Source organism: Alteromonas gracilis (assembly GCF_002993325.1).
Lineage (GTDB): Bacteria > Pseudomonadota > Gammaproteobacteria > Enterobacterales > Alteromonadaceae > Alteromonas > Alteromonas gracilis.
This window is the reverse complement of sequence record NZ_PVNO01000030.1, coordinates 72,001-94,914: the sequence shown is the minus strand read 5'-3', so window position 1 is coordinate 94,914 and position 22,914 is coordinate 72,001. Positions and strand designations below refer to the sequence as shown.

Annotated in this window: 22 protein-coding genes; 13 read left to right on the top strand and 9 right to left on the bottom strand. The window is 44.3% G+C overall.

The features are described 5' to 3' along the window. Positions 1–130: 130 nt before the first annotated feature. The 3 genes from recA (at position 131) to C6Y39_RS16475 (ending at position 3,432) form a co-directional block, all read left to right on the top strand. Entirely contained in the window at positions 131–1,177 is a 1,047-nt protein-coding gene (gene recA, locus C6Y39_RS16485; RefSeq protein ID WP_105932323.1) for a recombinase RecA, read from the top strand. Between the two features lie 253 nt (positions 1,178–1,430). After that, positions 1,431–2,252, top strand: a complete 822-nt coding sequence (locus C6Y39_RS16480; protein WP_105932322.1) for an ABC transporter ATP-binding protein — start codon at positions 1,431–1,433, stop codon at positions 2,250–2,252. Further along, entirely contained in the window at positions 2,236–3,432 is a 1,197-nt protein-coding gene (locus C6Y39_RS16475) for an ABC transporter permease (protein WP_105932321.1), read from the top strand. The genes C6Y39_RS16480 and C6Y39_RS16475 overlap by 17 nt, the downstream gene beginning before the upstream one ends. A 151-nt stretch (positions 3,433–3,583) precedes the next feature. On the opposite strand, the gene C6Y39_RS16470 is transcribed toward C6Y39_RS16475, so the two are convergent. Next, complete coding sequence (locus C6Y39_RS16470) at positions 3,584–3,901, bottom strand: EscU/YscU/HrcU family type III secretion system export apparatus switch protein (RefSeq protein WP_105932320.1); 318 nt, start codon at positions 3,899–3,901, stop codon at positions 3,584–3,586. 11 nt (positions 3,902–3,912) lie between these two features. Next, a complete protein-coding gene (locus tag C6Y39_RS16465; protein WP_240618922.1) occupies positions 3,913–6,576 on the bottom strand; it encodes a flagellar hook-length control protein FliK in 2,664 nt (887 codons plus the stop codon). A 221-nt stretch (positions 6,577–6,797) separates the two neighbouring features. Between C6Y39_RS16465 and ccmA the strand changes: the two genes are divergently transcribed. The 10 genes from ccmA (at position 6,798) to C6Y39_RS16415 (ending at position 15,169) form a co-directional block, all read left to right on the top strand. Next, positions 6,798–7,421, top strand: a complete 624-nt coding sequence (gene ccmA / locus C6Y39_RS16460) for a cytochrome c biogenesis heme-transporting ATPase CcmA (RefSeq protein ID WP_105932319.1) — start codon at positions 6,798–6,800, stop codon at positions 7,419–7,421. Then, positions 7,421–8,086: a heme exporter protein CcmB gene (ccmB, locus tag C6Y39_RS16455; RefSeq protein ID WP_105932318.1), complete on the top strand. Its 666-nt coding sequence runs from the start codon at positions 7,421–7,423 to the stop codon at positions 8,084–8,086. Before ccmA ends, ccmB begins: the two co-directional genes overlap by 1 nt. Then, a complete protein-coding gene (locus tag C6Y39_RS16450) occupies positions 8,086–8,880 on the top strand; it encodes a heme ABC transporter permease (RefSeq protein ID WP_105932317.1) in 795 nt (264 codons plus the stop codon). Before ccmB ends, C6Y39_RS16450 begins: the two co-directional genes overlap by 1 nt. Position 8,881: 1 nt before the next feature. Further along, positions 8,882–9,091: a heme exporter protein CcmD gene (gene ccmD, locus C6Y39_RS16445; RefSeq protein ID WP_105932316.1), complete on the top strand. Its 210-nt coding sequence runs from the start codon at positions 8,882–8,884 to the stop codon at positions 9,089–9,091. 74 nt (positions 9,092–9,165) lie between these two features. Beyond that, the gene (gene ccmE, locus C6Y39_RS16440) at positions 9,166–9,660 is read left to right on the top strand and encodes a cytochrome c maturation protein CcmE (protein ID WP_105932315.1); all 495 of its coding nucleotides are present in this window, start codon (positions 9,166–9,168) and stop codon (positions 9,658–9,660) included. A gap of 2 nt (positions 9,661–9,662) precedes the next feature. Then, entirely contained in the window at positions 9,663–11,720 is a 2,058-nt protein-coding gene (locus tag C6Y39_RS16435) for a heme lyase CcmF/NrfE family subunit (RefSeq protein ID WP_105932314.1), read from the top strand. Continuing rightward, the gene (locus C6Y39_RS16430) at positions 11,720–12,376 is read left to right on the top strand and encodes a redoxin family protein (protein ID WP_105932313.1); all 657 of its coding nucleotides are present in this window, start codon (positions 11,720–11,722) and stop codon (positions 12,374–12,376) included. The genes C6Y39_RS16435 and C6Y39_RS16430 overlap by 1 nt, the downstream gene beginning before the upstream one ends. 131 nt (positions 12,377–12,507) lie before the next feature. Next, positions 12,508–12,930: a cytochrome c-type biogenesis protein gene (locus C6Y39_RS16425; protein WP_240618924.1), complete on the top strand. Its 423-nt coding sequence runs from the start codon at positions 12,508–12,510 to the stop codon at positions 12,928–12,930. Beyond that, the gene (ccmI, locus tag C6Y39_RS16420) at positions 12,927–14,210 is read left to right on the top strand and encodes a c-type cytochrome biogenesis protein CcmI (protein ID WP_105932312.1); all 1,284 of its coding nucleotides are present in this window, start codon (positions 12,927–12,929) and stop codon (positions 14,208–14,210) included. Before C6Y39_RS16425 ends, ccmI begins: the two co-directional genes overlap by 4 nt. Positions 14,211–14,212: 2 nt before the next feature. Further along, entirely contained in the window at positions 14,213–15,169 is a 957-nt protein-coding gene (locus tag C6Y39_RS16415; protein WP_105932311.1) for an MlaA family lipoprotein, read from the top strand. 160 nt (positions 15,170–15,329) lie between these two features. Here the strand turns inward: C6Y39_RS16415 and galE are convergent, their stop codons facing one another. The 7 genes from galE to C6Y39_RS16380 form a co-directional block, all read right to left on the bottom strand. Further along, complete coding sequence (galE, locus tag C6Y39_RS16410; RefSeq protein ID WP_105932310.1) at positions 15,330–16,352, bottom strand: UDP-glucose 4-epimerase GalE; 1,023 nt, start codon at positions 16,350–16,352, stop codon at positions 15,330–15,332. Continuing rightward, complete coding sequence (locus tag C6Y39_RS16405; RefSeq protein WP_105932309.1) at positions 16,349–16,651, bottom strand: DUF6170 family protein; 303 nt, start codon at positions 16,649–16,651, stop codon at positions 16,349–16,351. Before C6Y39_RS16405 ends, galE begins: the two co-directional genes overlap by 4 nt. 115 nt (positions 16,652–16,766) lie before the next feature. Next, positions 16,767–18,287: a peptide MFS transporter gene (locus C6Y39_RS16400; protein ID WP_105932308.1), complete on the bottom strand. Its 1,521-nt coding sequence runs from the start codon at positions 18,285–18,287 to the stop codon at positions 16,767–16,769. A gap of 217 nt (positions 18,288–18,504) precedes the next feature. Continuing rightward, positions 18,505–19,623 (bottom strand): KpsE/RkpR family capsule polysaccharide export protein, encoded by a 1,119-nt coding sequence (locus C6Y39_RS16395; RefSeq protein WP_105932307.1) that lies wholly within the window; start codon positions 19,621–19,623, stop codon positions 18,505–18,507. Between the two features lie 12 nt (positions 19,624–19,635). Then, the gene (locus tag C6Y39_RS16390; RefSeq protein ID WP_105932306.1) at positions 19,636–20,310 is read right to left on the bottom strand and encodes an ABC transporter ATP-binding protein; all 675 of its coding nucleotides are present in this window, start codon (positions 20,308–20,310) and stop codon (positions 19,636–19,638) included. Beyond that, positions 20,307–21,086, bottom strand: coding sequence for an ABC transporter permease (locus C6Y39_RS16385; protein ID WP_105932305.1), 780 nt, complete (start codon positions 21,084–21,086; stop codon positions 20,307–20,309). Before C6Y39_RS16385 ends, C6Y39_RS16390 begins: the two co-directional genes overlap by 4 nt. Before the next feature lies 1 nt (position 21,087). Continuing rightward, positions 21,088–22,908: a polysaccharide biosynthesis/export family protein gene (locus C6Y39_RS16380; protein WP_420808496.1), complete on the bottom strand. Its 1,821-nt coding sequence runs from the start codon at positions 22,906–22,908 to the stop codon at positions 21,088–21,090. Between the last annotated feature and the right edge of the window lie 6 nt (positions 22,909–22,914).

Sequence of the window (22,914 nt, the reverse complement as noted above, 5' to 3'; positions counted from 1 at the left end):
CACTGGTTGAAACTGTATGCTTGTACAGTATAGAATGTGATCATTATTTGGTACCTTCATTCATCAACAAGTTGGTTAGCGAAAAAGGCGCCGAAAGAGAATTTAACCGCAAATCCTAGAGGATATATACGTGGACGATAATAAATCAAAAGCTTTAACTGCCGCAGTAGGCCAAATTGAGAAGCAATTTGGTAAAGGCGCTATCATGCGCTTAGGCGACAACCAAGCCATGGATATAGAAGCGATTTCTACTGGCTCACTCACTATTGATATCGCTCTAGGCATAGGTGGTTTACCTTGTGGCCGTGTAGTAGAGATTTACGGCCCTGAATCGTCAGGTAAAACAACGCTGACGCTCCAAGTTATTGCTGAAGCTCAGAAGAAAGGAAAAACTTGTGCGTTTGTTGATGCTGAACACGCACTTGATCCAGTGTACGCAGAGAAACTTGGCGTAAACATTGACGAACTACTGGTATCTCAGCCAGATACCGGTGAGCAAGCACTAGAAATTTGCGACATGCTAGTACGTTCAGGTGCGGTAGACGTTGTTATTGTTGACTCGGTAGCCGCCCTAACGCCTAAAGCGGAAATTGAAGGTGACATGGGTGATTCTCACGTTGGTCTTCAAGCACGTCTAATGTCACAAGCATTGCGTAAGCTTACGGGTAACATCAAGCGATCAAATACCTTGTGTATCTTCATTAACCAGATTCGTATGAAGATTGGTGTAATGTTTGGTAACCCAGAAACCACTACCGGTGGTAATGCGCTTAAGTTCTACTCTTCAGTGCGCTTAGACATTCGCCGTATCGGTGCTGTTAAAGAAGGCGATGAGGTGGTAGGTAACGAAACCCGCGTGAAGGTAGTGAAGAACAAAGTTGCGCCTCCGTTTAAGCAAGCTGAATTCATGATCCGTTACGGAGAAGGCATCAGTAAAGAAGCAGAGCTTATCGACTTGGGTGTTCAGCAAAAGCTTGTTGATAAAGCGGGTGCTTGGTACAGCTACAAGGGTGATCGTATTGGTCAAGGTAAAGCAAACGTAATGAAGTACCTTAAAGAACACCCTGAAATTGCGAACGAGATTGAGACGAAAATTCGTCAAGAACTACTGCTTCCAAAAACAGTGAAAGCCGAAGAAGTGGTTGCTACGCAAGAAGACGACGCTCTTCCTGAGTAAAAACAGCGCGTTAGTTTTTAGAAAACCCACCTTACGGTGGGTTTTTTTATGCTTCATGCCTTTATTATTTTGTGAGACATATTTACTAACATTAATTATAAGCGTGAAACTTGTACTGCGAAAAAAAAGAGGGAATGCTGTAATAAAGTTAAGCACGTGCAGACTATAAAAATAAGGCTTACTTTGCTTTTTGTGCAAATAAGACCACAACAATAATGAACAGCCAACTGTTTATCTAAAAAGAGGAAAGGGAATGATTGAAATATCAGGTCTCGCAAAGCGCTTTACGGTGGAAAACCCAAAAAAGCTTAGCGAACAAGAGAAGAAGGACCCACGTTTAAAAGGTCGTTATTTCCAATCAGTAAGGGATGTATCTTTTACTTGCGACAAGGGGCAGGTTCTGGGACTACTTGGTCCTAACGGAGCGGGTAAAACCACCACATTACGCATGCTTTCAACGGCGCTTAAACCAGACAGTGGTAAAGTGCTTATTGGTGGTGAAGATGTATTGACTAACCCAAATATTGCGAGAAAGAAGATTGGTTTTCTTTCCAGCTCCACAGGTCTATACGGTCGTTTAAGCGGGCGTGAAAATATAAGCTACTTCGGAGAGTTACACGGCATTTCTAAAAATGTGATTAATGCCCGTATCGAGGAGTTAGCTGATTTGCTAGATATGCAAACCTTTCTAGATAGACGTGCCGAAAATTTCTCCTCAGGCATGAAACAAAAAGTGTCTATTGCGCGTGCGGTCATTCACGAACCTGAATTGGTGGTTCTTGATGAGCCTACCACTGGCCTTGATATCATGGCGACCAGTACAGTAATGGAGTTCATTCAGCGCCTTAAAAATAAAGGTACGCCGGTGATTTTTTCAACTCACCATCTCGACGAGGTCCAAGCGCTTTGCGACAAGGTAACGGTTATTAACCAAGGTGAAACCGTGTTTAACGATTCGCTTGCAGCATTTAGCGCGTTGTCTGGTGATGAAGTATCTGGCGGGCAAATGCATAAGAGCTTTCTTAAAACACTCTCAATGGATGCTAAGGAGATGGGTAATGTGGTTAATCTTTAAAAAGGAATTCAAAGAGCTATTACGCGATAAGAAAACCATCATATTCATGATTGGTTTACCGCTCTTGTTATTTCCAGCCATTTTTGGCGTTGCCTTTTTCTTTATGAGCTCTGCAGCAGATAAAGCGGAAAACGAAGTGCTGAAATACGCAATCGTTGGTGAGGCTTATGCACCTGCAATTGTAGAGTCCTTTAACAATGCCTCTGATAAGTTTGAATCAGTTTCAATAGGCAATGAGACTGACTATGCCAAACTCATTAAGAACGAGACCCTAGACTTCGTATTGGTTATCCCTGAAACCTTTGACAGTGATGTTTTGAATTCAGGTCAGCATAAGATTGCCCTTTATCTCAACGATGCGGGTCTAAATAAAGTCATGGGGCGTGTTTCTGAAATTATTGATGAGTATACCGATGCATTTCAGCAGACGGCTTTTGCTCAGCTTAATCTTGATGAAACACAACAGGAAGCACTATTGCAACCTATTAAAATTGAAAAGCAGAACGTTGCTGACGATCGTGAGGTATGGGGTGAACGACTTGGAGGTATGCTGCCTTACTTCATCTTTATACTGTGTTTACAAGGAGCAATGGCCCCTGCAGCAGACTTAGGTGCAGGTGAAAAAGAAAGAGGCACATTAGAAACCTTGCTTATTTCACCGATGGATCGCCACAAACTAGTGCTAGGTAAATTCTTTACGGTGGCAGCAGCAGGTATTGTAACAGCGCTTATAACGGTTTCCTCCATGGCAATGTGGGGGCTGGTGCTATCGCAAGGCATGGCCGTTGAATTTGTGGTAAAGATAATGTCTATGATTGGTCTTGTAGACTTCTTGTTGATCTTCTTAATGTTGGTGCCTGTGGTGGCTGTATTTGCAGCTGTATTATTATCGCTATCTATTTATGCCCGCTCTTTTAAAGAAGCACAAAGTTATATGGGGTCGCTCATTATGGTTGTTATCTTTCCTGTCATTATCGCAATGATGCCAGGTGTGGAGCTTAAAGGCGGTTGGGTTTGGGTGCCGCTAACTAACGTTGCTCTTGCGATGAAAGAATTGTTTAAAGGCACCATGGATTATTTTGCGCTGTTTGGTATTTTTACCTCAACTGCAGTAATCGCAACAGGGCTGATTTTCTTCTGCATCCATTGGTTCAACAAAGAAAAAGTACTCTTTAGATAGTTTCAAGAAATTTAAAGAACTTGTATAAGAGCTCGCCTTCAGCGAGCTCTTTTGCATAAAAGAGGAATGGCACCAAATAAAGTCAATAGTCATCTCATTTTCAAAGAAGTCTGGTCAGGCGACATCAATCATCGGGCTTTGCTTTCACATGTCACACTTCAAAATCCACTCGTTTAATAATACCTTCCCACCCGGGAGGAATTTTTCCTTGCAACACGTAAGAATAAGCAAGGAGCTCTGCAATTACGTAATAGAGTGATTCAGGAATATCTTGCCCTACGTCGAGTGTAGCGAGCACTTCACTTAAATAGGGATCTTCGTGAATTAGTATCCCAGTTTCCTCGGCCATAGCAATGATTGCTTCGGCTAAATCCCCATAGCCTTTAGCGACCACTTTTGGTGCATTTTTTTTGTCTCCACCTGCGTATTTAAGACCAATGGCACGTTTTGTTTTTTGTGAGTCAGTCATAAATTACTCGCTTATACCCGAGTTTCGAAAATTTGGTGGGGACGGGAATTAAGGGTTTCAGGAATGTGTCCCCGCTGGTAGCTCGTGCTTTCAACTGTAAGTCCGAGGGATGTTAGCCGGCGCTTTAAGTAGGGCAGAGTGTCACTTATTCGCTTTAATACTTCGTCACTGGATGTATATAGGTCTAACGTGATCGTGTTTTTATCAATTTTAGACTTCGCCAGAACTTGGCCGCTGTCACCAATATCTAGCTTCATTGTAATATTCCATAGAGAGCGCTGTCCCGCTTGTACGCTTTTATGATTTGGCCCTCCTTGTTCGCGCTTTATTAGAAGCTCTGGCGGAGAGTGATGTTGTGAAAGCGATGGCAAAATGTAGTAAAAACTGTCTTGCCCTTGAATACGGCTGTCAACGTTGGCTATTTTATTTTGCTGGTGGCTACTAAGTAAGGTTTTAAGTTGTGCCAGTAGCTGTTGCCGACCGTCTAACTGATTTATGTCTTGGCTAACTCGGCTAGGTTGTGAGGTTACCCCCATATTCGCTAATGTTTTCGAAACAACGGAGTCTGGCGCATCTATTTGTGTTTTTAAACTTGGCTGTCTCTGCATCGCACGACCAGCTAACGCAAGCTGAACTAAAGCAACAAGCCCCTGAATGAAATTAGATGAATTTGCCGGTGAAGTTAAACTTAAAGGTGTTGTAACAAGTGCTTGGGTGGATATGAGCTGCTGCAATCGCTGTGATAAACCTTGTTCATTCATATCGGCTACTACTTTTCTTGACGACGTTTTCATTTCTTCGTTAGCCGTTAAGGTTTCACTAGCTGTGCCTTCAATTGCGTTTGGATTAGCAAGAAGCGAGCTTGTATCAAAAGTAGTGGGGGGGGCGCCTACAGATTTATTTTGTGAAGCGGTTAACTGCTGGATGATGTTGGACAGCAAGCTGCTCGACAAGTCTTTAGCTTGGCCACTTAACGCCTGAGCAAGTGCTGCAAGAGAAGATTTACCTGCGTTGTCTTTTACTAAGTTGCTCTGCTCGGCGAGTTTATCGACATCAATAGTATCCTTCGCTTGTGAGGTAGTGCCTTTAAGTGTAGACGACAGTTGCTCATTAGATGGTCTGGGGGGGCCAACAAAATCTTGAATAGATACCTTAATTTGAGAGGGCTTTGCATTGAGTGCGTCTAGGCCTTTTAAATGCTGCAGGATTTTATCAAAATGCTTAGCATCTGAAGCATTGGATACGCCCTTGTTTGGCGGTAACCTTCCGTCCTCCACAATAGCGATTAACTCGCTTAGCGCCTTATTTGTGTTACCCGTTTGACTGAGCAATATCCGTGAGAGTGTTGTGATGGCATTGTGAACATCACTACCCTTAAGCTGCGTAGGAGCTTCACTTCGGAGGTTTGAGATAGACGGCGAAACAATGGTGTCACTTCTCCCCAGTCCGTTTTCCGCCCCTATCCCTATTACGTTAGGAAGTTGTGAAAGATTCAGTCTATTCACTTGGTCATTTGTCAAAACAGGAATAGAGGATGGGGAAATGCTGCTTTTTGAAAAGCTTATTTGCACCAGCGCGTTTTGTTGAGCTGTGCGTGTTGTTAGCTTACCGTCCGACAACGTCAGCGCAGAAAGCGCTTTTAGTACATTTGTTTCAGCGCCTGAGTGTTGCAGTAGCGCACTGAGACGGGCCGCGTTTTTTGCGCTGTGCTCTACTACAACTCCCCCTTGGCTAAGTGCATTTTCAATGAGTTTATGTTGTAAGTTAGTGCTTACATTTTTGTGTGTGGCCACAGCGACTTTATTTGCGCTACCCGTGTTGTTGGTGAAAAAGTCTTGAACGCGACTATCTGTATTTAGACTGCTGCTTGCAGCAAGATGAGTTTGAGAAATTTGTAAAACGATACTGCCGTTACTTGTTCGACTGAGCCCCAGTACTACCTGCTGACCAATTAACTTTTGAAGCGCCGCCTTGGCACTGCTATCAGCTTTTTCCGTATTTATATCGGTAAGAGGCACAGCTTGTTCTTTCGATGTAGCAAGCATGAGTTGCCCAAAGCTTTCATTTTTTGTGGAAATAAAAAGCTTACCGCTGAGCGTTACCGCTGCGTTATTCGCGGCAAGAGCCTGAGCTACGGCTTTGAGTAATTCAGCTTTATCTTGTGCTGATAACGACACACTTTGTTGAGATAAACTAGTAGAGAGCAGCACAGCTGATGGAACGCTCGACTGTCCTTGAGGAGCTTTTTCAGAGCTGTTTGGGGCTCGAGAAGCAGTAGGTTGAGGCAAAAGAGCAAGTTGTGCGTTATTCATCGCTTGCTTGGAAAGTGTAGCGCCTGCCTCTTTGGGCAACACTACATTCAGTGTTTGTGCGGTTACTGATGGAGCGTTGTTCGACGATGTACTTATCGATAGCACTCGTTCAGGTAATCGTTCCACGACTACTTTTGCGCCATTATCTATTGCTACAGCCCGTGACAGTGCAGCGTTTGCAGCAGCCGGAGGCGTACTTCCGCTTCCTACTTGATTAGCAGCACCTGCGTTTCCGCTTGACTGTGAGGACGCGGAGGTAGATGCAGAAGGGCCGCTTGACTGACTCAAAGCTGCAGCAAAAAGTGATGATAGTGGTGTTGTCATAGTTGAGATATCGGCACGTTCGCGCTTTTCCTTACTCATTTCAGTATAGCAAAGCGCGTGAGAGCTGTTCCGCAACAAAAAAGCTCGTAAAAGAGCGCAGCGAAAGAATTCGTCCTTAAGTGGGAATTGCTTCAGGAAAAACGCCTTTGTTGTTGAAGTAAATCATATTTAATTGGAATTCGCGACTGCGAAAAAGCGTTCATGTGGTAGACTAGCGCCATTTTTCAGAACCTACTTTTTTGGTCGGGAGTAGCCAGGCAGTGTTAGAGGCGTGCGGCTTAACGTGCAGCAAACGAGACAGAACCCTATTTGAAGGGCTTTCGCTAGTGATAAATGCTGGCGAACTACTGTATCTGCGTGGCCCTAATGGTGCTGGAAAGACTAGCTTACTTCGTATTCTAACAGGGCTAAGTGAACCTGAACTAGGTACCGTTTTATATAATGGAATAGACATATCAAAAGATAAATCTGGCTACTACCAAGCGCTTTTTTATCTTGGTCATAAAAGCGGCACTAACGGTAGCCTTTCAGCTTTAGATAATTTGTCTTTTTGGTTAGCGCAGCACAAGGTGTCTGTGGACGTTAATGCGCTTTATGACGTGTTGGAGAAAGTAGGTCTAGTTGGACTTGAAGATGTTCCAGTTCGATATCTGTCTGCTGGGCAACAGCGTCGCGTAGCGCTTTCACGATTGTGGTTAAAGCCTGCGAAGGTTTGGATACTCGACGAGCCTTTTACTGCCCTGGATGTAAAAGGGATCCACATGCTTGAATTAAGTATGAAAGATCATGTTGCCAAGGGCGGTCTCATTGTTACTACTTCTCATCAGCCATTATCTGAAAGTGCGGGTAAACACCGTGTATTTGATTTGGAGTACCGGTTCTGATGTCGCTCTATCACGGAATATTTAAACGTGACATGCAAATTGCGTTTAAGCAAAAAGCAGAATTGGTGCAGCCACTGATGTTCTTACTCATGGTGGTAACATTGTTTCCTTTAGGAGTGAGCCCGTCTCCTGATACCCTCCAGCGCATTGGTCCTGGAGTGATTTGGATTGCTGCAATTTTGTCTTCTCTCATGGCGATGGAAAGGCTATTTCGGGATGACTTTCAGGATGGTTCGCTAGAGCAATACATACTCTCGGGTATGGCATTACCTGCCGTGAGCGCGGTAAAAGTCGCTGCTCATTGGCTGGTTAGTTTTGTTCCTCTATTGCTGTTGTCGCCGCTGCTAGCCATGTTTTTAAATTTAACAGTCGATATGTATGTCGCGCTTGTTCTCACTTTGTTGCTGGGTACACCATTGCTTTCCTTAATTGGCGCCATCGCGGTAGGGCTAACCGTAGGATTACAAAAAGGCGGAGTACTGTTGGCGTTGCTACTCATCCCTGTCTTTATTCCGTTACTGATATTTGCCACGTCGGCTGTGGATTCTGCCGCACTGCAATTACCTTATCACGCGCAACTTGCTATTATCGCCGCCATGCTTTTACTGGCCACAGCATTAGCGCCGTTTGCCATAGCGTATTCTTTAAAAGTGAGTCAAAACTAATGTGGAAGTGGTTACACCCTTACGCTAAAACAGAGCGAGCATATCAGCTTTGTTTAACATTACAGCCCTGGTTTTGGGCTGGTGCATTACTTTGTTTGAGCATAGGCACCGTTTGGGGGCTAGCATTCGCGCCTCAAGATTATCAACAAGGAGATTCATTTCGAATCATCTATATTCATGTGCCTAGCGCTATCTTGTCGATGGGGACCTATGTTGCTATGGCGATAGCAGCCTTAGTAGGTATGGTGTGGCAGTGGCGCACTGCCTATATGAGTATGATTGCCATGGCCCCAATTGGCGCAGTAATGACATTTATAGCGCTCTTTACCGGTGCAGCTTGGGGTAAGCCTATGTGGGGCGCTTGGTGGGTGTGGGATGCACGTCTTACCTCGGAGCTTATTTTATTGTTTTTGTACATGGGGGTTATTGCCCTTTATGGCGCATTTGAAGATAAGCAGCAAGCAGGTAAAGCTGCAGGCGTGATGGCACTTGTAGGTGTGGTAAACATCCCTATTATTCATTATTCGGTGGAATGGTGGAACACATTGCATCAAGGAGCCACCATTAGTAAATTCGACAACCCGTCAATTGCGCCAGAGATGCTGTGGCCGCTGTTAATTAACCTTTTAGGTTTTGCTTTTTTTATTGGTGCGGTGACCACAGTGCGCCTACGCAATGAAATAGTATTACGCGAAATGCACAGGCCTTGGGTACAAACGCTTGCCGAGCAGCAGCTAGCCAATTCACAGCAAAAAAGAGCAGCCAGCCAAAAAAGTATGAAGGAGGGCAATTAGTATGCAGTTTGAATCGTTTGCCGCTTTTATCAATATGGGGGGCTATGCGTTTTACGTATGGCTGTCGTTTGGCGTTACTTTTGTGGCCATGGGCATTATTGCTATTCAGAGTTTTTTTAAACACCAAAACCTCTTAAAGCAGGTTGTGGTGGAGCAAGAGCGCAAAGCGCGCATAAAAAGAGCGCGAAAACAACAGCAAGCCAGTACTTAGTATTAACGAGATAAGTGTACATAGCCTTAACTTGCGTTTTTATTGTTTATTAGTTTTTTCGAAGTGAGAGTTGCATGAACCCGAGACGAAAGCAGCGACTAGCCGTAGTGGGAATTATCGGTTTTTTAATAGTAAGCGCAATTGGACTAATGCTTTACGCCCTAAACGACAGTATTGACCTTTTTTATACGCCTAGTGAAATCATTGAAGGCAAAAATGGACAGAAGCCCCAGGTTGGCCAGCGCCTTCGGATAGGTGGGATGGTGGTGCCTGGTAGTGTAAAACGGGATCAAGAAAGCTTAGCAGTGAGTTTTGATCTAGTCGATACAGGTCCAAAAGTAACGGTAACCTACAATGGCATTCTTCCTGATTTATTTCGAGAAGGTCAGGGCATAGTTGCTACAGGCATACTCACAGACGCAGGCGCGATTAAAGCGCAGGAAGTGCTGGCGAAACATGATGAAGAGTATATGCCACCGGAGCTTGCTGAAAAAATGAAAGGAATTAAACACGTAAAACCTGAAAATATGCCAAGCTACGAGACGCCAAATAGCGCTGGGGGCAAATAATCATGGTCCCTGAAATTGGAAATATTGCGCTAACCCTTGCGTTAGTTTTATCTATTCTATTAGCCGTTTACCCTCTATGGGGGGCGCATCGTCAGCATGAGACGCTGATGGCAACAGCAAAGCCATTGGCAATTGGGCTATTTCTGTTCACGCTCATTGCCTATGTATGCTTGACCTATGCCTTCGTTACCGACGACTTCAGTGTGGCTTATGTGGCGCAGCACTCAAATAGTCGGCTTCCCATCTATTATAAAATTACAGCAGTATGGGGCGGCCACGAGGGTTCTTTTCTGCTATGGGTACTGATGCTTTCAATTTGGACAGTAGCAGTGGCGATATTCAGCAAGGGTATTCCTCTTGCTATGGTCGCGAGAGTGTTGTCTGTGCTTGGCATGGTGGGCATTGGTTTCTACCTTTTCATGCTTCTCACCTCAAACCCTTTTGACAGCATGCTACCGTTTTTCCCCGTCGACGGGCGAGATCTCAACCCGTTGTTACAAGACTTTGGAATGATCATTCATCCGCCTATGCTCTATATGGGCTATGTGGGGTTTGCAGTAGCGTTTGCTTTTGCGATATCAGCATTAATTTCGGGGCAACTAGATTCGACATGGGCACGCTGGTCTCGGCCTTGGGTTATATCTGCTTGGGCGTTTTTAACCGTAGGGATTGCACTTGGCAGCTGGTGGGCGTACTACGAGCTTGGCTGGGGCGGCTGGTGGTTTTGGGATCCAGTAGAAAACGCGTCCTTTATGCCATGGCTGGTTGGCACGGCCCTTATGCACTCATTGGCGGTAACTGAAAAGCGAAAAGCGTTTAAGTCGTGGACGGTACTTCTGGCTATTGCTGCATTTAGTTTGAGTTTGTTGGGTACTTTTCTAGTGCGCTCTGGCGTAATTGTGTCGGTACATTCATTCGCAAGCGATCCAACCCGTGGGCTTTTCATTTTGGGTATACTCATTGTGCTTAGTGGCTTTGGGCTGTTGCTTTACGCCATGCGCGCATCATCGCTAAAAAGCCCTGGCCGCTACCAAGCGTTTTCGCGAGAAGTATTGCTGATGGGCAATAATGTGTTCTTGTGCGCCGCGACGTTAGTTGTCTTGTTGGGTACGCTTTTGCCGCTCATTCACAAAGAACTTGGCTTGGGGAGTATTTCGGTAGGTGCACCTTTTTTCAATCAAATGTTTACGTTATTGATAGTGCCGTTTGTATTAATGTTGGGTCTTGGTCCGTTAACGCGCTGGAAACAGCAAAAGGCCATCGAATTGCAAAAACAACTTCTGGTTGCAGGCGGTATTGCGCTTAGCGCCGGTGTACTTGTTAACTTTGCCTACGACGAACCCACCTATATGGGTATGCTTGGCATGGTGTTGGTGTTTTGGATATTGGTCACGACGGTACAAGAAGTGATGCAGCGTTTATCGGCGATGCCCCCAGGTAGCACAGAAAAAGCATCGGTTATGGCGAAGCTTCGTAAGCTGACTCCAAGTCATTGGGGCATGGTGCTAGGTCATGTTGGTTTTGCTATTTGCATTATCGGTATTACGCTTGTGTCGAATTATGAAATGGAACGAGATATTCGCATGAATATCGGCGATACCGTGACCCTTGGAGGCTATGACTTTAGCTTTAGAGATGTGCGCAAGGTTCAAGGTCCGAACTTTGAAGCGGACAAAGGCGTTTTCGATGTTTATAAAAACGGAGCATTGATAGCGCACCTGGAGCCTGAAAAGCGTTTGTATATCGTGCAGCGCATGCCAATGACAGAAGCGGCTATTCACTCCAACCTTGCTAGAGACTTGTTTATTGCGATGGGTGAACCTCTGGATAATGGCGCTTGGGCTATCCGAATTTATATTAAGCCCTTTGTTGTTTGGCTTTGGGCTGGCGCAGTATTTATGGCCATAGGCGGCATCTTTTCTATAAGCGACAAGCGCTACCGTATGGCGAAAGTGAAAAAAATAAAACGGGTATTTGGTGGTAAAGATAAAAACGACGCAGTGCAATCTCACGGTCAAGTATCGGCTACATCAAATACATCAGTAAAAGGAAACGCATAATGAAAAAAGCGCCACTTGTTGCCATTCCGTTAGTGCTGTTTTCTTTATTGGTTATATTTCTGTTTAAAGGGCTTTTTTCAGACCCGCGTGAATTAGACTCCCAGGTTCAGGACAAAACTCTGCCAGCATTTTCACTTCCAGATTTAATGCAGCCCGATGTAACTTATACTCCTGATGATTTAAAAGGAAAGGTAACCATATTAAACATATGGGGGGTATGGTGTGTCACATGTGCTGTTGAAATGCCTTACCTTACTCAGCTTAAAAACGAGCAAAACGTTCACATAGTGGGTTTGTATTTCGACCAGGACTTAGACCCTGACTTTGGTACAAAAACACTAAGCAGGGTGCAACAAGAAGTAACAGACATGCTCAGTCGCTATGGTAACCCGTACGCCTATAATATTTTCGATGTTTACCGTGATACGTCGCTTGATCTTGGAGTGACCGGGGCACCCGAGCATTTTGTTATAGACGCTGAGGGCATCATTCGCATGCATCACATAGGTGATATTAACGAACGTGTTTGGAATTCGAAGGTAGGACCGCTTTATAAAAAACTTGTGGCAGAAGCATCTGGAAATGACGTTAAAGAACGAAAGGTAGATGTTGAAGCGGTGATGAGCAGTAACATAAATGCGCAGGAGGGCGAGTAATAATGCTTGCGACAGATTTGATGCATTGCAGGAATGTGCCGCACAACTCCATTATTGCTATTGAGGGTAATAAGAAAAGTGCTGTTAACAAAGCGCGCTTTAAAGCCGTTTTGCTTAACCTTTTGGTCCTCATGGTTGTATTAAGTAGCTTTCCAGCTAACGCGGCTGAAGATAAGTTTTCATTCGACACACCAGCACAGCGCGAGAGCTTCTTAACGCTTACTGCTGAGCTGCGCTGCCCTATGTGTCAAAATCAAAATATTGCCGATAGTGATGCCATGATAGCTCACGATATGCGTCGAAAAGTCTACGCACTATTAAAGCAGGGCAAAACGGAACAAGAAATTATTGATTTTATGAAATCTCGCTATGGTGATTTTGTTCATTACCAACCGCCAGTCACGGCAGCTACGCTGTGGCTTTGGGCTGGCCCGGTATTATTTATTTTTATTGCATTATTAGTAGTCGTAAAGCGCAAATCCGTGGCACCACCAGAAGATATGGCCGCGAAGCTAGCCAAAGCAGATGAAATGTTGGAGCGAGAGAAAGAATGAGTTGGTCTGAGTTTTATATTATTGTTTCAGGCTTAATCACGCTTGTTCTTTTAATTATTGCTTTTCCTTGGTTACGTAACAAAAACCACGCAAAGCAAGACAGTTTAACCAACACGCAAATTGTTAAGCAACGTTTAGCAGAGCTAGATAGGGAAGTAACCGAAGGGCTTATCAGTGAGCATGATAAGCGCCAAGCAGTTGATGAACTAAAATTGGCATTGGTTGATGAAAGCGCGTTTCAATCGCACAAGACAGGCAACGCAACCTTACCTTTGGCGGTAGGTGGCGTACTAGCCATCGTCTGTGGCGTGATTGTTTATTCGCAGGTCAATCAAATGGAAGGCGTGGTTAGAGCGAACAAGGCTATTGAAACATTACCAGAGCTGAGCCAGCAGTTGGCAAACGGCAACGCTAACAACTTAACGCAGCAAGATATTGCAAGCCTTGCACTTGCGATACGTCAGCGACTGCGTGAAGAGCCTGAAGACGACACAGGCTGGATGTATTTTGGCAGGTTAATGCTGAGTATAGGCCAAGAAGTACAGGCGATTGAAGCTATCGATAGAGCGGTGAAGTTAGCGCCTTCTAATTCTGCTAATCGTATTACACTCGCTCAAGCGTTAATGACTACCGGAGATGTCAACAATTTGGAGCGAGCGCAGTCAATTTTATTGAGCCTGCTTAGCGAAAACCCACAGAATGATAACCTTGCCCTTATGATGGCAGTGGTGTCTGCTCAACTTGGTGACCTTGACAATACCCGGCGTTTTTACAAACAGGTAGAAGGCAAGTTACCTAGAGATAGCGATATGGCGCAGCGCTTAGTCGCTCGAATTCAAGAATTGGAAGGTAACACCAACGAAGTGGTTGGTTTACAAGATACTGAGCAACCGTTGGCTGCCAGTGGCAAAGATAAAACCAGCGGGGAAGAGACAGGCTTTAATGTTACCGTTAACTTGTCTGAAGAAGCTCGCGAAAATGCCCCTAGAGAAGGCTTCTTAATTGTTTTCGCTCAAGATGCTAATTCGGGCAACAAAATGCCTGCAGCAGTTGTAAAGTTGCCTATAAATAGCTTTCCTATTTCTGTAGCATTGACAACGGATAACGCCATGATGCCACAGTTTACGCTAGCAACACTGTCTGATGTGATAGTGACCGCGAGGCTATCTGAAGACCGTGATGTGGCCGTTTCACAAGGTGAATGGCAGGGGAGTGTGAATGCGAGTGTGACCATTAACGAACTCTCTTCACTGAGCATTATTATTGATAAGGAATTATAAGTATGGATTTGTCCAAATCACTCGCTATCGGGCTGATTATTGCTGCAAGTTTTCTAGGTGGTTGTGCGAGTAACCATACCCAAGAGCAAGCTCAAGGAGCGACTGCGAATGCTGCTGTAGTAGATACGTCCGACCCACGTGACCCGTTTGAACCCGTCAACCGTGAAATTTGGGATTTTAACTGGGATGTATTAGATGCGTATATTTTACGCCCTATAACCGTTACTTATGTAACAGTTATGCCTCAGCCCGCACGTACAGGGCTAGTGAATATTACGGATAACCTACAAGAGCCTGCTAACTTTTTGAATAATATTTTTCAAGGTAAAGTAGATGATGGCTTAGACAGCCTAGCCCGCTTCCTGATTAACACTACAGTGGGCTTAGTTGGTACTTTCGATGTCGCATCGAAAATTGGTATAGAGCGCAAACGTGAGCAGTTTGGTGAAACGTTAGCAGTATGGGGCTTAGATACAGGGCCTTTCTTAATGCTTCCCTTTTTAGGCCCGAGTGATCCCCGCAGTTTTACCGGTGATTATGTGGACGGTTTTGCGTTTCCAATGTCTCTGCTGGAAGGTTCCGTTAACTTAGCTCGTATTGGTTTTTCTCTTCTTGAAGCGAGAGCACAGCTACTAGACCAAGAAGCGCAGCTTGAGCAGTCTGTAGATGATTATGCTTTTGTAAAGAATGCTTATTTTGAAAACTTAGAGTTTCGCGTTACCGATGGAAAAAGCGGTGATAAAGCGATAGATGATGAGCAGCTAGATGACTTTGCTGACTTTGAGGCTATGTTGGAAGACAGTGATTTTGACAGCTATGAAGAACCAGCAGAACAGTTGAATGAAGAAGCTATGGATGACATTACTGACGAATCCAATGAACTAAAAGACAAGTCGGGCGAAGAACGTGAGAAATCTAAGCGTCTGGGAAAGGACCGCGAAGGGAAAGACGGTAAATAAACATTTCTCTGATGGATAGGGCGGGGTGCGTAACAGCCCTCATTATTTGAGGCTCCGTCAGTTTATTATCTGCAACACCCGATACAAAAATGCCATGCTTTTTTGCATGGCATTTTTATTTACAGCATGAGAAGTATGCTTAGTAGCAACTTGTGTTTAATTAATCCTTTGGATAGCCCATCGGGTTTTGTGACTGCCAGTTCCACGTGTCTGCACACATGTCCTCTAAACCTTTTTCAGCATGCCAGTTGAGTTCTGTCGCAGCTTTAGTCGGGTCAGCATAGCAGGCAGCAACATCGCCATTTCTACGCGGTGCAATCTTATAAGGTACGGTTTTACCCGAGCCTTTTTCAAATGCCTTAATCATTTCGATAACGGAATAACCTTGACCTGTTCCTAGATTGTATTTATCTAAGCCCATGTTAAGGTTCAAGCGATCAAGTGCTTTCAAGTGACCATTGGCTAGATCGACAACGTGGATATAATCGCGTACACCTGTACCATCAACGGTATCGTAGTCATCACCAAATACGCTCAGTTGTTCTAGCTTACCGGTAGCTACCTGAGAGATATAAGGCATCAAGTTGTTTGGAATGCCATTAGGATCTTCGCCGATTTGGCCAGACTCATGTGCGCCCACCGGGTTAAAATAGCGAAGCAATACAATGTTCCAGTCGCTATCCGATACATAAAGATCGCTCAGCATATGCTCTACCATCAGCTTAGACATACCGTAAGGGTTAGTTGGCTGCCCTGTCGCCATGTCTTCACGTAGCGGCAGTGATGCTGGGTCGCCGTAAACTGTAGCAGACGAGCTAAATACAATGTTCTTTACATTGTGCTTCTGCATAGCTTTACAAAGGGTCAGCGTGCCGTACACGTTGTTTTCATAGTAGGAAAGAGGCTTTTGCACAGATTCGCCTACGGCTTTTAACCCTGCAAAATGAATGACGGCAAAAATGTTATGTTCGCTGAAAATATCATCAAGCACAGCGGTGTCGCGAATATCGCCTTGAACAAAAGTAACTGACTTGCCTGTTAACGTTTCTACGCGACGAAGCGATTCAGCACTTGAATTAGCTAAGTTATCCAGCACGACTACGCCGTAATTTTGTTCAAGTAACTGTAAAACCGTGTGGCTACCTATATAGCCCGCACCACCAGTAACTAAGATGGTTTTCATGCATTCTCCTTGCTAGACGGTTGCGCGATGTACTTTGCGCATATGGAATATTGAATAGGTTTTATAACCAATGGGTAAACTAAAAATACCACAAAAGCCCAAAGTAACGATGTCCAATTTGATGCGGTTTGTAGAATTAGCACAAACACAGGAACAATAACGAGTAATTTAAGAACATTGAGCAGCGTTTTTTCTGGAACAGAGAGTCGTTTTGCCGCTTGGTCGAGCAACTTTACGCGCTCTGCAAGTGGAAGACCCTGTAAGGCAGGAATGTTTCTTGTAGAAAAATAAAAATTCATAGGTTTACTCACAGCCTTTAATACGAAAACCTTAAATAAAAAAACCGCCGGAACGTTACGTTACGGCGGTTATTGTAGGGTAATTGTTCAGCACTTAAAACATGCGAGCAACAAATTACGCTTTTTCTTCAATACCTGCTTTTTCCCAGAAACGAGATTTAAAGCTCATTAAGCCAATCACGATAGCGATAGCAATGCTAAATAGGGCAATTTGAAGATACAGATCTGGCATTTGCTCTACGTTTTCAGGGTCGAAGTTACCTGACAACAGACCAGCAATAATGTTACCAATAGAGTAAGTCAGTACGAATACCCCCATCATTTGACCTGCAAAACGCTTGGGCGACAGTTTACTTACAGCGCTTAGTGCGACTGGGCTTAAACAAAGCTCACCAACCGTATGAAGGAAGTAAGTAGTAACGAGCCACATAGGCGCAACTTTAAGACCTTGTGCAGCATATTGCGACGCCATAAACATCACCAAGAAACCCGATGCCATAATAACGATACCGATAGCACATTTGATGGTGTACGACGGGTCTATCATTCGTTTAGCAAGGTTAATCCAAAGTGCCGCGAAGAAAGGCGACAAGATGATAATAAATAGCGAGTTCGATAGTTGGAACCACACCGTTGGAATTGCGTCCATACCGAATAGAGAGGTGATTAGCGAGCCGCTTTCAAGCACGCGGTCTGTATAGTTCTGTGCGAATAGGTTCAAAGATGAACCAGCTTGCTCGAAACCAGACCAGAAACAGGCTGATGCAATGCACACTAAAAATAGCGCCCACATGCGCTTCTTCTCATTTTCGCTCAACTGACCTTTGAAATATATCAAGCCAAAGTAAGCGAAGAAAATCACGGTAAATACAACGGCGACCTGTTGAGCAAGCGCAACTGGCTCGATAACAATGGTGCCCATGTGAGCAAGCACAATAACAACAACTGCAACTGCGACAACTGCCCATACGCCCATCCACGCGCGCTGCTTAGCCGCACCTTGATAAGGGTTTGCTGGTGCGACAGAGTCAGCCGATAGCGAACGATTACTAAAGTAATATTGAATTAAGCCAATAGCCATACCAATAGCAGCAGCACCAAACGCGTAGTGCCATCCCCAGTTCTCTTGTAAGTAACCAGTGACAAGATAAGCGATGAGTGAACCTATATTAATACCCATGTAGTATAGGGCGTATCCACTGTCGCGTCGTCCATCGTCGTCACCGTACTGCTGGCCAACCATCGCCGAGATGTTGGGTTTAAGTAAGCCTGTACCTGAAGCAACAAGGATAAGGCCAACAAAAAATAGGTTTTGTAAGTCTATAGCGAGTACAACGTGACCTGCGAAGATGATAATACCGCCGTACCACACGGCGCTTTTACCACCAATTAGGCGGTCAGCTAACCAACCACCCGGTAGGCCTAGAAAATATACCGCACCTGTGTATAGACCGTAGATAGCGCCTGCGGTTGCAACAGTAAAACCCAAGCCCTGGGTTTGTAGGCTTGCTGTCATGAAAAGAACAAGTAGCGCGCGCATACCGTAATAACTCATGCGCTCCCACATTTCTGTAAAGAATAGCGTTCTTAGGCCCCCTGGATGGCCGAAAAAGCTAGTATCGTTAGATGGTTTCATAATTATATTTTAATTCCATATTGCTTATGGTTGTTATTGTAGAGCACTTATAGGATAGGCTCTTTGATTGTAGTCCGTAAGGCGGATAGCTTCTTATACTAGAGCTTGCTTAAAGACACAAGATTTGGGCGACAAACTTCATTAAAGCAGTGTCAATCGACTAAGTCTTGAACGACTTAGTCGATTGAACTATTGGTTTGCTAGAAAGGTGGGAGCACTAAAGCTCACGGATTGTGGCAACGACAATGCGTATGATGCCGTAAATAAGCAATAGAGATACACCGAATAATACGAGGTTGTAAATAACTGTTGGATAAGCGTTATCATCTGGAAGGGTAGGCGATTCTACAGTTACCAAATGTTGGAGCTTTTGGTATGCCTCGACGCGCGCGTTCTCCAGTGTAATAAGCGATGAAGAGTACGCTTGAATCGCGAGCTGTAGCTGAACCTGAAGATTGCTGTATCGTGCCATGAGCTCGCTAACAGATAAAGCCTCACTTTCACCTTCAGCCGTACTAATACGCTCTTTCTGCTTTTCGACTTCCTTTTGAAGTGCAGCAATGTCTCGCTTTATATTGATGATTTCTGGCGCAGCATCAGACATCATGGTCGACATTGTGCTCAGCTCGGCTTTTTTCTGTGCAAGGGTTGCCTGAAGAGAAAAAGCAATTTGCTGGAAGGCTGCACCCTCAGCTGAGGGGTCGAGTACGTTGTACTTGGATTGAAAACTTAAAATTTCTGTTTTGGCTTGCTGTAGTTTTTGCTCAACAATTTCGTGTTCACCTTTAGCGAAAGCGAGTTTTGACTTAGCTAAGTCATTATTAATGTTGTTGATAAACTCTTCTGCTTTATCCACGATAGCTTGGTTAATTATTTTGGCGTATTCAGCATCGAACGCCCGTGTGCGTAGGCTAATTACAGCAGATGCTGAGTCAACACTGACTTCAATGTGGTCAAGATAGAATTGATAAAAATCTTCCTGCTTGTGGGAAGACGAAAGGCCGCTAAATATATCCGCTTTATCAGACATATAGTGCTCGCGAAGACCTATAGTATCATCAAGATATTTAATCATATCCGCAGATTGAATATAGGCCTCGACTAATTGGCTTTCAGTTCCCCCCGAGCCGCCTGAAACACCTGCTGCCATGAGAAGGGATGACGGATCGAAACTACTGCCACCATCGCTAGATTTTACGATTAGCTGACTTTTACTTTCATATTGAGGTGCTGCCCATACAACGAGATACAAGGCATACAGAACCCAAGGCAGGACAAGGATAAGTGTTTTGTGCTTGCTGAGAAGGGCATTGAGCTGTGTAAGAGATTTTTCCACTGTGTTTTGAACCTATTTAAGTGATTTCTTATTGTCTGCATCCTGCGTATAAACGTCGATGCCTTCTTCGAGATCGTGATAATAAGTGAGTTTGCCGTCGTCAATGATAACGGCAGATGTACAAAACTCCCGAATTTGATCAAGCTCATGGCTTACCATGATTACGCCCGCTTCCTCACTTTTTTCTTTAAGTGATAAACGTGCCTTTTTTCTAAATAGCGGATCACCAACCGATGTGGCTTCATCAATAAGATAGATATCAAAATTGATATTCATGCAGCAGGCAAAGACCAATTTAGCTCGCATACCTGAAGAGTAAGTACGGACAGGAAGATCGAAGCGTTTGCCTAACTCTGCGAATTCCTGAACTTTTTCTTCGTATTCGGGAAGCGATTTAACGTTATTAATTCTTCCGACGAAACGGGTGTTTTCACGCCCCGTCATTTGAGGATGAACGCCGGTCTGTAGCGCAACGGGCCAAGACATCGCCTTGTTTGTTAAAACGCGTCCTCTATCTGGGTATTCACTTTTAGCCAACATTCTGAAAAGTGTTGATTTACCCGCGCCATTCTTACCTAAAATCGCAACATTATTTTCGGTAGGAAAATCAAAATTCAAGTTTTTGAATATGTATTGAGGTCCCATTTTACTGGGGTAGCTCTTGGTTAAATTCTCAATTTTTATCATCGAGATAGTACCTTTTTCCAAGTAATGTGGTACATCGAGAGGCTGAGGAATAGGAATGCGATAGTGATTTCAACTACAAAATTAAGCGATACCCCTTTAGTACCATAAGACTCAAAACAAGCATATCTAGCAAGTTCGTTAAAGTGCACTAAGGGGTTCCACGTCAAATAAGGCCAATATTCTTCGGGCAAATCTTGCAAGCTAAAGAATACGCATGAAATAAACATCAATGGGCGGGTTAACATCGATTTTATTTTATCTACTTCCGGTACGAAAGCGGCTGCAATCGCAAAAATCATCCCTATAGATATGGAAAACACCCACAATAGGAGAAAAAGACATATCAATAATAGAGGGTCATTTACAGTAAATGTTTCGCCCATCAAATAAAGCGCAAGGCTTAGCAAAGCGACTACTACGACTTTAACTGAAAATTCTAAAAAGCCGGCCGTAAGAATTGCTGATATAGGTTGCACTTGCCTAAATGCGTAAAGAGGTTTATTCCGACGGACAGAGGTTGATACAGACTGTAAACACGTAGTGAGGGACTGAAGGCCCACCATTCCGATCATCATAAACAAAAAGAGGGGAATAGAGTGAATGTCATCGCCACTTATTAGCCCACGTAAATACGATAGCGCAAATATAAACGCGAAAGGCTCAAGAAATGCCCATCCTAGTCCAAACTTATCGTTGAATTTACTTTGAAGCTCACGCAGGAAAAGCGCGAAAATCACGCCTCTCCATGCGTAAAGCTGGTCTTTAAACGTTACCATGCTAGTTTGTGGCTACGTTAGCTGCAATTGCAATCTGGTAAACGATTTGCGTTATATCTTTAACAGCCTGAAGTAGTTTGGTGTCTATTGTTGGCAAAACAATAATCTGGTCACCAGGCTCTAGCTTGCTGTCATTGCTAGATAGAAACGAATCGTTAATACTGGTAAAGGTAACATTACCGTTTTTACGAACAATGAGTATGCGTTCATCTTCAGCACGCTCGGTAAAACCGCCAGCCCATGCAACATAGTCCTCTGTGGTTGCGTCGGGATTAAATACCACCGATTGTGGAAGCAACACTTCACCACCCACGTGGACCAAGTCTGTAACCTCTGGAATTACAATCGTATCGTTAGGCTCTAGTAGAATATTTGCAATTTCACCATTTTCTGAAACTACCACTCGTCCCTGAGGCTCAACTTGGCGAGCACGAGCGATAAAGTCAGCAACAAGCTGCGCTTCTTGAGCACGAATAGCCCCTTCACCTGTCGAACTTATCGGCGCGGTGAACATGCTGCGTTCAAGTCGTCGTAACCCTTCCTCAATAATCTCTTTCTGTTTTATTGCGACACTTTCTCTTAGAAGGTAAATGTTCTGAGTGTCGGAAAGCGTTGTGTCAGCTTCAATATGGTCAAGCACATCGATAAGTCGCGCACCTTTATCTACCATCACCTGTGAAGCGCCTGCAAAGGCACCAGCTACATTAATACGATAGATTTGTGGTTCGTGGTCGGCGATATACTCAACCGTATCGCCAGCTCTAAGTTCAAGAGACGCGAATTCTTCAACACTTAAATATCGTGCAAATTGCTTATTGCTGCGTATACCTGAAACAGAGGCGTGAGACGCAAATTCACCTGGTCGTGCAAAATAATTAACAACATCACCGTTGAGTTCTTCGTTTAAGAACTCGAAGGTAAAGCTATTGCGCGCGCCAGTTTCAACAACGATAGTGTTGCCGATTGGATGCACTAAAATGGTATCTCCATCTTTGAATGAAATTTCAGGGAGCTTACCATTTCTGAAAAATGCATATAAATCTGCTGAAGCGACGACTTTTCCGTCTCTTACAATATCTATTTGTCTGAAACTACCCCGCTGAAAGTCTATACCTCCAGCACGTTTTAAGTAATACAGGACGCTGTCTGACGCAAGGCCAGCATACTGCCCCGGTCTGAGGACCGGACCTGAAACATACAATGAAACTGGTGTCGATGTCAGCAGGTTCACGTATACATTTACGTCGTTTGTGTAGACTTGTCTGATTTTGGCGGTCACCGTTTGATTCACACTACCTGCCGGCGTGTTTGCTATGCGAACTGGACCAATATTCGGAATAAATATGTTCCCTTGATTATCAACCGTAACCACATCAGAAAAGTTTACTGCGCCCCAAAGCCAAATAGAAATCTTATCTCCAGGTGCAATTAAGTAATTGTCGTTTAGACCAGAACTACGTTCTGATTCAAAGCCGCCGATAAATAAATTAGCAGCAAAGGGCGGGTTTTCCATAGGCGCTTGCGCTGGAAAAACGGTATCAATTGTAGGCTCACCAGGAAGATTGACGCCATTTCTTGGTTGTGTTGAAAACTGGCCCATCGCGCTCGCCGAACTCGTTGCGCCAGGTAACGTACGCTGCGTTGATATACTAAGAGGGGAAACTGATTGTGTCGTTGTACTATTTTGAGACTGTTGCGCCCTTTCTCTAAGTTGTTGCAGCTGCTCTACGCTTTGGGCAAACGAGTTACCTATAGATAAACTGCAAATCAAAGCCGTATAAGTGACGAATAATACGCTTTTAACTATTGTTCCGATGTCCATAAACTT